Origin of the sequence: Streptomyces sp. NPDC059853, from assembly GCF_042731495.1 — a bacterium.
In the GTDB taxonomy this organism is placed as follows: Bacteria; Actinomycetota; Actinomycetes; order Streptomycetales; family Streptomycetaceae; genus Streptomyces.
Genome location: NZ_JBHWJL010000105.1, coordinates 7,636 through 16,560 on the forward strand (window position 1 = coordinate 7,636; position 8,925 = coordinate 16,560).

The following is an 8,925-nucleotide window of genomic DNA, read 5'->3' on the forward strand; positions in this document are numbered from 1 at the left end:
CAGTTTTTTATTCATCGGCCCCCCACGTTTTTAAACACACCCAAACGGGGGGGCCGGCTCTTTGTTTTATACCCCCGGGGGGGGGGGGGGGGGGCCCGCCCGCCCGGCGGGCGGCCCACGCGCTCCGCCGCTCTGCGGCTCAGACCCGGCCGGCCGGGGCCACGAACACGTGCATGGCCACCTCCGCCGTCAGCTCGGCCGCCTCGCCGCCGCTGCCGACCTGGACCCCGCCGCCGGCGCCCGGCGTCACACTGACCGACGCGCCCGGCTGCACCCCGGCCCTGCGGAGGGTGTGCATCACGGAGGTGTCCGTCTGGATCGGCTCCCCGATCCGGCGCACGATCACCGTCTTCCCGCCGTCGGTCTCCATGTCGGTGAGCGCCACCAGACCGCTCCCGAGGAACGCGGTCGGCTCCTCCACCGTCTCGCCCAGCTCGGCGAGCGCCGGGATCGGGTTCCCGTAGGGCGACTCCGTCGGGTGGTTCAGCAGGGCCAGCACGCGGCGCTCGACCGCGTCGCTCATCACGTGCTCCCAGCGGCAGGCCTCCGCGTGCACCTGCTCCCACTCCAGGCCGATCACATCGACCAGCAGACACTCGGCGATCCGGTGCTTGCGCATCACGCGCTCGGCGAGCAGCCGGCCCTCCTCGGTCAGCTCCAGATGGCGGTCGCTGGCGACCGACAGCAGGCCGTCCCGTTCCATCCGGGCCACGGTCTGGCTCACGGTCGGACCGCTCTGCTCCAGCCGCTCCGCGATACGGGCACGCATCGGAACCACGTTCTCCTCCTCCAGCTCCAGAATGGTGCGGAGGTACATCTCGGTGGTGTCGATGAGTCCGGACATAAGTGCCCCTCGATAGCTCGTACGGTGGCCCTGGAACCAATTCTGACGTATGGCGCCGACAATCGAGCCCGCTGCGCGTTACCGCAGCCCTACAAGACCGCTGCCGCCGTATTGACACGGGCGTGCCCATGACCTCACCGTGACGCGTGACCGGCACCCACCCGTGAATGTACCTCGTACGCGTACGGTGTACCGGTCTCCGGCGGCCGCGCTTCCGGCCGGCGGACACCGCCCACGGGCGGTCCGGGTGGCCGGAGACATCGCGAGGGATCGCACCCACGAGGGGACGGCGCAATGAGCCAGCAGGCACCGCAGCAGGACACCCAGGACGACGGCATATCCACCGCCGCACTCGGCGACCGGTTCTTCGACGCCGCCATCACCCTGCTGCGCCGGGTCCAGGACGAGGAGCGCGACGCCATCGGACGGGCCGGCACCCTGATCGCCGACACCGTCACGGCCGGCGGCAAACTCTTCGTCTACGGCGCCGGGCACTCCGCCCTCCCCGCCCAGGACATCGTCTACCGCGCGGGCGGCCTGGCCCTGGTCAATCTGCTCGCCGTCCCCGGCACCACCGGCGTCGACGTCAACCCCGCGCCGCTCGGCAGCGCCCTGGAGCGGGTCAGCGGCCTGGCCCAGGCCACCCTCGACGCCAGCCCGGCCCACACCGGCGACCTGCTCATCGTCATCTCGCTGTCCGGCCGCAACAGCCTCCCGGTGGAGATGGCCGCCCACGCCAGGACCCGCGGCCTGCGGGTCATCGGCGTCACCTCCCTCGTGTACACCGAGCACACCGAGCCCCGGCACCCGTCCGGCACCTTCCTCAGGGACCACTGCGACCTCGTCCTGGACAGCAAGATCCCGGTGGGCGACGCCGCGCTGACCAGCCGCCGCATCGGCGCGCCGTTCGCGCCCGCCTCGACGGTCGTGGTCTCCGCGCTGCTCCAGGCCGTGATGGCGGACACCGCGGGCAAGCTCACCGAGCAGGGCGTCGAGCCGCCGCTGCTGCGCTCGGCCAATGTGGACGGCGGACAGGAATGGAACGAGTCGGTGTACGCCACGCACGCCGACCGCATTCTGTGGCGCCGATAAAAAACATTTGCCGCCGCCCGGAGCCGGTATTACCGTTCCAGGTACACAGAAGGGAGGTGGTTCGGCAGATGTATCAGATCCGGACGCGTGAGGTGGCTGCGGCCTAGGGCCGTCGTCCCACGGAAACGTGGCGCCGGCACCGCCGGCCAATCCCAAGCAGTCACCCGACCCGCGAGCCGCCGGTACCGTCCGGCCGGCTCCCCGAGGCGCCGTCACCGGCACCGAGGGGAACCAGGCTCGCGGGTCGTTCCGTGTGTGCGGCGGAGCACCATCCGCCGCGACGGCCGCCCCCGGCGGGCACGGCCGTCACCGGCCGTTCAGGGGCAGAGCCGCTCGATCGTCCAGCCGCCGGCCCCGGCGCGCACGTAGCGGAGCCGGTCGTGCAGCCGGTTCTCCCTCCCCTGCCAGAACTCCACGGTCTCCGGCACCACCCGGTACCCGCCCCACTGCGGCGGTGCGGGCACGTCCGCGTCCTCCGGGTACCGCTCGGCCAGCTCCGTGTACAGCTGGTCGAGATCCGCGCGCGAGGCCACCCGCGAGGACTGCTCGCTCGCCCACGCCCCCAGCTGGGAGCCGTGCGGCCGGGTCCTGAAGTACGCGACGGTCTCGTCCCGCCCGGTCCGCTCGGCGAGCCCGCCCACGATCACCTGCCGGGCGATCCCGTGCCACGGGAAGAGCAGCGAGACCTGCGGGTTCGCCTCGATCTCCCGGCCCTTGCGGGAGCCGTAGTTGGTGAAGAACACGAACCCGCGCTCGTCGAACTTCTTCAGCAGGACCGTGCGCGAGCTGGGCCGCCCGGCCGGGTCGGCGGTGGCGAGGACCATGGCGTTCGGCTCGTGCAGCCCGCTCTCGGCGGCCTGCCCGAACCACGCGAGGAACTGCGCGAACGGATCGGCCGCGCAGTCCTTCTCCTCCAGCCCGGCCTCCCGGTAGCGGGCCCGCATGGCGGCGGGATCGAGCGAGGCGGACGGGGACGGCGCGGCACTGCTGCGGCGGGTGGGATCGTCGGCGTGGGACACGCGCCATATCTTGCAGCATCCCGCCGACATCCCGCCGCCCGTCCGGGCACGCGGCGCCGGGGCGCCCGTCCGGGGGCCTGCCTCCGCCGCCCGGCGCCCGGCGGGACCGACGAAAGGAGGAGGGCAGCGGACCGCGCCGTGCCTACGCTGAGGCGCGTGGAACTGGCCAGAACCGAGTACCGGCTGCCCTGGTGGGGCGAGCTGACGATGGTGGTGTGCCTGTCCGCCGTCTCGGTGTCCGACGCCGCCGTGTCGGCCGGCGGGGCGCACGCCGCCGCCCCGTCCGTCGTCGCCTCGCTCCTCGCGGGCGGCACGCTGCCGCTGCGCTACCGGCATCCGCTGCCCGTCGCCGGGGTGGCCGCGACCGCCGCCGGACTGTTCGGGGCCATGCTGCCCCTGCTGCTCATGGCCTTCCATCTGACCGCGCACCGCCGCGCCAAGGCGGCCGTCGTGGCCATCACCACCGCGCTGGCCGTCAATCTGCTGATCCAGCCACCGCTCAGCCTGTGGATGCCGCGCGCGTACGGGCCGTGCGCGCTGTTCATCGTCGCCATGGTGCTGGGCCTGTGGGCCGCCGCCAGCCGGCGGCTCGCCGACGCGCTCGGCGAACGGCTCGGCCATCTCCACCGGGAACGCGAGCTGCGCGAGCAGGCCGCCCGCAGCTCCGAGCGCACCGCCATCGCCGGCGAGATGCACGACGTGCTGGCCCACCGGCTCAGCCTCATCGCCCTGCACAGCGGCGTGCTCGCCAACCGCGCGGACCAGCTGGACCCGGTCACCGCCGACCGGGTGCGGCTGCTGCGCACCGCCTCCACCGACGCGCTCGCCGACCTGCGGCACGTGCTCGGCGCGCTGCGCTCGGAGGACACCGCCCGGGACCGGGAACCCACCCTGCGGGAGCTGGGCGAGCTGATCGACACCGCGCGCGAGGCCGGGCAGCTCATCGACGCCGAACTGGACGAGCCGGGCGGCGCCACCGCACCGGCCGCGCACCGGCTCGCGGTGTACCGGCTGGTGCAGGAGGCGCTGAGCAACGCCCGCCGGCACGCCCCGCACACCCCCGTGCGGGTCACGGTGCGCTATGGGCCGCTCGCCACCGTCGCCGACGTCAGCAACCCGCTGCAGGGGGACGGCGAGCGGGGCGGCGATCCGCCGGGGTTCGGCCTGGTCGGGCTGCGCGAACGGACGCAGTCGCTGGGCGGCACCCTGACCGCCGGTCCCGACGCCGGGCACTGGCGGCTGAGCGCGCGGATACCCAGGGGCGCGGCCTGACCGGCGGGGCGCGGGCGTACCGTTCGGACCTATGACGGACATGTGGACGGACGACGTACCCGGCCTGATCCGCTCCTGGGCGGCCGGCTACGCCCTCTCCCGGGACCTGGCCCCGCCGGCCGAGGAGCCGTGGGGGCTGCGGCTGGACGTCGGGCTGCCGCACCAGCGGGCCCGGCACGTGCTGCCGGACGCCGACGAGGTCACCGTCCGCAAGGTCGCCCGGCACATCGAGGACGCCGGTGAACCGTGCGTGTGGATCAAGACCGGTCTGCCGAACGCGACGGTCGCCGCCCTGCTCGGCCCCGCCTGGACCCCGAACGACCCCGGCTATCTGATGAGCACCCCCGTACCCGCCCGGCGGGCGGCCCCGGCGCCGCCCGCCGGGTACACGCCGGTGCAGGGCACCCAGCACGGCGTCACCCGGCTGCGGCTGCTCGCCCCGGACGGCACGGAGGCGGCCACGGGACAGCTCGCGCTCGGCCGGGGGGCCACCGTCGCCGTGGTGGACCGGATCGAGACCCACCCGGACCACCGGCGCCGGGGCCTGGGCTCCGTGGTGGTCCGCACCCTGACGGCCGCCGCCGCGTCCGCCGGGGCCGGGCACGCGGTGCTGAGCGCGAGCCCCGAGGGCAGGGCGCTGTACACAACGCTGGGCTGGCGGTTCGCCGGACCGTTCGGCAGCTTCATTTACCGGGCCCTGTGACCGGCCGGGGCCCGTCACCCGGCCGGGGAGACGAAAGTACGCCAGGACGCTCCTTTCGGCCACTGCGCCGCCGGGTGCCGGTTCCTAGCCTGGCGGCGTGGACGACACGACGACCGAACTGGCCTTCCCGCGCCGCGATCTGCTGCTGATCCTCCTCGGCTTCCCCGCCCTGGGCGCGGTGCTCGCCCGGGTGCTGCCCGGCCTCGCCCACGAGGCCGTCAGCCGGCTGCCGTGGCTGCCGTTCGAGGGCCCGCTGAGCCTGGTCGCCGGGCTCGACCAGCCCTGGCAGCGCGGGCTGTTCGTGGCGGCCGGCGTGGCGGCGGGGCTGCTGGTGGCGTTCATCGCGGTCAGCGAGTCGATGAAACTGACGCTCCCCGACGCCATGCTCACCGTCGAGCAGGACGACACCACCCGGCGCTTCGCCCGCGCCGACATCTCGGCGGTGTTCCCCGACGGCAAGGAGCTGGTCGTCCTGGACCGCACCTCCCGGCCGCTGGTGCGCGGCGAGCACCAGGCGCCCCGGGCTGCCGTGGCCGCCGCCTTCCGGCGGCACGGCTACCCCTGGTCGAAGGCCGATCCGCACGCCGCCGCCTTCCGCCGCTGGGTGCCGCACGCGCCCGAGCTGCCCGCCGAGGCGCACGTCGTCCTCGCCGCCCGCAAGGACGCCCGGCGCCGCAAGGCGGCCGAGGAGGTGCGCGACCTGACGGAGACCCTCGCCCGGCTCGGCTACGTGGTACGCGACGACGGCGGGCAGCAGCACTGGCGGCCCGTCACCGGCTGACGGAGCCGGGCCCGCGCCTCCGGTGCCCTGTGACAGGCTGCGCCGCATGCCCTTCGATCACAACGACCACTACCACCGGCTGCTGCTGCGCACCCTCGCCACCGGCCGCGCCGGCCGAACCGGCGGCAGGGCGCTGGACGTCGGGTGCGGGACCGGCCGGTTCGCGCGGCGGCTGGCGGCCGCCGGGTACACGGTGGACGGCATCGACCCGAGCGCCGAGGTCATCGCCGAGGCCCGCGCCGCCGCCGCCCACGGCGAGGGCGACGGCGACGGCGAGCGCGCCAACCCGCGCTACCGGCAGGCGGACATCACCACCACCGAGCTGCCCGCCGGGCACTACGACGTCATCAGCGCGCTGGCGAGCATCCACCACGTCCCGTTCGCCACGGTGGCCCGGCTGCGGGACGCCCTCGCGCCCGGCGGCACCCTGGTGATCCTGGGCTGCGCCCCGGAGAGCGGGCCGGTGGACCTGCTCCGCAGCGCCGTCGCCGTCCCGGTGAACGCGGTGGCCCGCGTCGCCGTGTGGGCCCGCGACCGGGCCACCGGACGGCGGGCGCCCGCCCCGTCCCCGGTCGCCGAACCCACCCTGCCGCTGCCCGAGATCCGCCGGCAGGCCGCCGTGCTCCTGCCGGGCGCCACCGTGCGCCGCAGGCTGTTCTGGCGCTACCTCCTCGTCTACCGGCACCCATCCACGCCCACCGGGCCCCTCCCGTAGGCGGCCGGTATCCGCCTGCGCGGCAGCGGCGCGGGGCCACGGCCGGGGCGCCGCATCCCGCATGCTGGGTACGCCCGCGACACCGAGCGACCCAAGGAGCGATCCATGCCACGCGAACTCGCCGATCTGCCCTTCGCCGACCATCTGCGGCCGTTCGACGGGGTGCTGGGACCCGAGGCGGATGTCGACACCGTCCATCTCGACGGTCTCGACTTCGACGCCGTGCACGCCTCCGGCAGCCGCTTCACCGAAGCGGCGCTCAGCTCGGTGACGTTCACCGAGGGCCGGCTGCGCCGCTCGCGGTTCTCGGACGTGTGGATGGACACCGTCCGCTGGACGGGAACCGACCTGGTCGAGAGCAGCTGGCTGGACGTGGAGCTGAACGGCGGCGCGCTGGCCGGGCTCCAGCTGTTCGACGCGCGGCTGCGCCGGGTCGCCTTCTCGCACTGCAAGCTGGACGCGGTGAATCTGCGGGCGGCAGCGCTGCACGAGGTCACCTTCACCGACTGCGTGCTGCGCGACGTGGACTTCGGCGGGGCCACGCTCACCTCGGTCTCCTTCCCCGGCAGCAGCCTGGAGGGCGTGCGGCTGGGCAAGTGCCGCCTGTCCAAGGTGGATCTGCGGGGTGCGAAGCGGCTGGACATCGCCGAGGGCTACGACGCGCTGCGCGGCGCGACCGTCTCCTCGCTCCAGCTGATGGAACTGGCCCCGGCGCTGGCGCAGTCGCTCGGCATCACCGTCACGGACCGCTGAGGGTACGGGCGAGACGGAAGCCCACGTCGTCGATCCGCAGCGTGGGGTGGCTGCGGCGGCGCACCGAGGCGCGGCAGCTCCAGTGGGCGTCGAACCAGCCGCCGCCGCGCAGCACCCGGTACTCGCCGTACACCTCGGGGTCGTACCGGTCCCAGCACCACTCCCAGACGTTGCCCAGCACGTCGTGGAGGCCGAAGGCGTTGGGCTCCTTGCCGCCGACGGGACGCGGGCGCTCACCGGAGTTGCCGCGGTACCAGGCGACGGCGTCCAGTTCGCCGTACCGGGCGCCCCCGGTTCCGGCGCGGCAGGCGTACTCCCACTCGGCCTCGGTCGGCAGCCGGTAGCCGGGCGAGGCCGTGTCCCACTCCGCCGTCCGCTCGCCGCCGACGCGGTAGGCGGGCGGCAGGCCCTCGCGCGCGGAGCGGGCGTTGCAGTGCCGGACGGCGTCCCACCAGGAGACCCCGGTAGCCGGGAGTGCCCCGTCCGGCCCGGTGACCGGGGTGGCGCTCAGCTCGAACGGCGCCACCTCCACCGTCCAGCTGCGCCGCGTGCGCCGGTCGGACAGGGTGACGTCCCCACCCGGGAGGCGCCGCGGCGGAAGATGCGTCCCCATGCCCGGATCGTAGCCGGGGCGGCCGGACGGGGCGGACCGGGTTCTCCGTACGTCAGGTGCCTGCCGGACGTGGCCGGGCCGAGCGCCGATGGCGCGGAGCTGCTGACGAGCGGTGGCGGCTGTCGGGCTGGGCACCGGCCACCGGCCGACGCTCTCCCGGCCGCGCGAACGGGCGGGGGTCCTCCTCGACGCCGCCGCAGGCCGACGCGTCCCGGTCGCGGCGGGCGCCGGCCCGCTCAGGTGGCCGGGCGGCGCAGCAGTTTCCAGCCGGTCCACAGGATGTCGACGAGGACGATGTACGTCCAGATCTTGCCCGCGCCGTAGATCCAGCGGGCCACGTCGCCGTCCCGGTGGCCGCCGTTGAGGGTGGCGAGCAGGTCCTCGGTGAACAGGTCCTGGATCCAGGAGAGATCGGCGGCGAGCAGGGCCAGCTGGGCGACGGCGAAGAGGGCGACGCGCTGGGCCAGGGCGCGGGCGACGGCCCGGGGCCCGGGGGCGGGCTCGGGAGCGGGGGCGGGGGCGGGCTCCTGCTGCGGGGCTGCGGCGTCCAGCTCCTGTTCCCGCTCCTGTCCGGGTCCCGGGGCAGGGGCAGGGGCCGGGTCCGGGGCAGGGGCAGGGGCCGGCGGAAGGTCGGAGACGCCCAGGCGGCGCAGGGCGGCCGGGGAGATGACGGCCCCGGAGGCGAGCACGGCCGCCGCGAGCAGACAGCAGACCGTCCAGTCGGCGCGGTCGTACAGCAGCCCGGCCGCGAGGGCGCCGAGCAGCGCGCCGAACAGGCCGGCCGACTCGTACACGCCCATACCGCGTCCGGTGTGCGGGCCGGACGCCTCGGCGATCACCGCCTGCTGGATCGGCATGACGGCGGCCCAGGACAGTCCGCTCAGGATCCACAGGGCGGCGATCGCGAACGGGTGGGGGACGACGGCCAGTCCGGTGGCGAACGCCGCGCCGGACAGAGCCGCGGCGGCCAGCACGCGGGAGCGGCCGAAGCGGACCACGTACCGGTGCAGGGGTTCGGCGGCCACGCTCATGGCGATGGCGCCGGGAAGGAAGACCAGGGCGATGTTCATCGCCTCCAGGCCGTGTTCGCGCTGGAGGTGCAGCAGGAGGAGCAGCGAGAGCGTGGCTTCGGC

10 protein-coding genes are annotated in these 8,925 nt (G+C 74.8%); 6 read left to right on the forward strand and 4 right to left on the reverse strand.

Annotation, left to right across the window (positions count from 1 at the left end; genetic code table 11):
- Positions 1–139 precede the first annotated feature (139 nt).
- A complete protein-coding gene (locus ACFV5N_RS13915) occupies positions 140–844 on the reverse strand; it encodes a metal-dependent transcriptional regulator (protein WP_385598490.1) in 705 nt (234 codons plus the stop codon).
- Between the two features lie 294 nt (positions 845–1,138).
- Here ACFV5N_RS13915 and ACFV5N_RS13920 point away from each other — a divergent pair, with 294 nt between their 5' ends.
- Entirely contained in the window at positions 1,139–1,936 is a 798-nt protein-coding gene (locus ACFV5N_RS13920) for an SIS domain-containing protein (RefSeq protein ID WP_385598493.1), read from the forward strand.
- Between the two features lie 317 nt (positions 1,937–2,253).
- On the opposite strand, the gene pdxH is transcribed toward ACFV5N_RS13920, so the two are convergent.
- Positions 2,254–2,880: a pyridoxamine 5'-phosphate oxidase gene (gene pdxH / locus ACFV5N_RS13925; protein ID WP_385598515.1), complete on the reverse strand. Its 627-nt coding sequence runs from the start codon at positions 2,878–2,880 to the stop codon at positions 2,254–2,256.
- Positions 2,881–3,111: 231 nt separating this feature from the next.
- On the opposite strand from pdxH, the gene ACFV5N_RS13930 reads away from it, so the two are divergent.
- The 5 genes from ACFV5N_RS13930 to ACFV5N_RS13950 all read left to right on the forward strand — a co-directional run bounded on the left by ACFV5N_RS13930 (position 3,112) and on the right by ACFV5N_RS13950 (position 7,179).
- The gene (locus ACFV5N_RS13930; protein WP_385598496.1) at positions 3,112–4,227 is read left to right on the forward strand and encodes a sensor histidine kinase; all 1,116 of its coding nucleotides are present in this window, start codon (positions 3,112–3,114) and stop codon (positions 4,225–4,227) included.
- Positions 4,228–4,258: 31 nt separating this feature from the next.
- Positions 4,259–4,930: a GNAT family N-acetyltransferase gene (locus ACFV5N_RS13935; protein WP_385598498.1), complete on the forward strand. Its 672-nt coding sequence runs from the start codon at positions 4,259–4,261 to the stop codon at positions 4,928–4,930.
- 97 nt (positions 4,931–5,027) lie between these two features.
- Positions 5,028–5,711, forward strand: coding sequence for a hypothetical protein (locus ACFV5N_RS13940; RefSeq protein ID WP_385598501.1), 684 nt, complete (start codon positions 5,028–5,030; stop codon positions 5,709–5,711).
- A 46-nt stretch (positions 5,712–5,757) separates the two neighbouring features.
- Positions 5,758–6,426, forward strand: coding sequence for a class I SAM-dependent methyltransferase (locus ACFV5N_RS13945; protein ID WP_385598504.1), 669 nt, complete (start codon positions 5,758–5,760; stop codon positions 6,424–6,426).
- Positions 6,427–6,531: 105 nt separating this feature from the next.
- Positions 6,532–7,179, forward strand: a complete 648-nt coding sequence (locus ACFV5N_RS13950; protein WP_385598507.1) for a pentapeptide repeat-containing protein — start codon at positions 6,532–6,534, stop codon at positions 7,177–7,179.
- Here the strand turns inward: ACFV5N_RS13950 and ACFV5N_RS13955 are convergent.
- Positions 7,166–7,792: a formylglycine-generating enzyme family protein gene (locus ACFV5N_RS13955; RefSeq protein WP_385598510.1), complete on the reverse strand. Its 627-nt coding sequence runs from the start codon at positions 7,790–7,792 to the stop codon at positions 7,166–7,168. The two genes, ACFV5N_RS13950 and ACFV5N_RS13955, sit on opposite strands and share 14 nt — an antisense overlap.
- A 236-nt stretch (positions 7,793–8,028) precedes the next feature.
- Positions 8,029–8,925 (reverse strand): MFS transporter (locus tag ACFV5N_RS13960; RefSeq protein WP_385598512.1); only part of this gene is annotated, 897 nt, incomplete at its 5' end.

Excerpts from the sequence above, each read along its gene's own strand:
- ACFV5N_RS13955 (WP_385598510.1), bottom strand. The coding sequence starts at position 7,792 with ATGGGGACGCATCTTCCGCCGCGGCGCCTCCCGGGTGGGGACGTCACC.
- pdxH (WP_385598515.1), bottom strand. The coding sequence starts at position 2,880 with ATGCGGGCCCGCTACCGGGAGGCCGGGCTGGAGGAGAAGGACTGCGCG.
- ACFV5N_RS13945 (WP_385598504.1), top strand. The coding sequence starts at position 5,758 with ATGCCCTTCGATCACAACGACCACTACCACCGGCTGCTGCTGCGCACC.
- ACFV5N_RS13920 (WP_385598493.1), top strand. The coding sequence starts at position 1,139 with ATGAGCCAGCAGGCACCGCAGCAGGACACCCAGGACGACGGCATATCC.
- ACFV5N_RS13950 (WP_385598507.1), top strand. The coding sequence starts at position 6,532 with ATGCCACGCGAACTCGCCGATCTGCCCTTCGCCGACCATCTGCGGCCG.
- ACFV5N_RS13915 (WP_385598490.1), bottom strand. The coding sequence starts at position 844 with ATGTCCGGACTCATCGACACCACCGAGATGTACCTCCGCACCATTCTG.
- ACFV5N_RS13935 (WP_385598498.1), top strand. The coding sequence starts at position 4,259 with ATGACGGACATGTGGACGGACGACGTACCCGGCCTGATCCGCTCCTGG.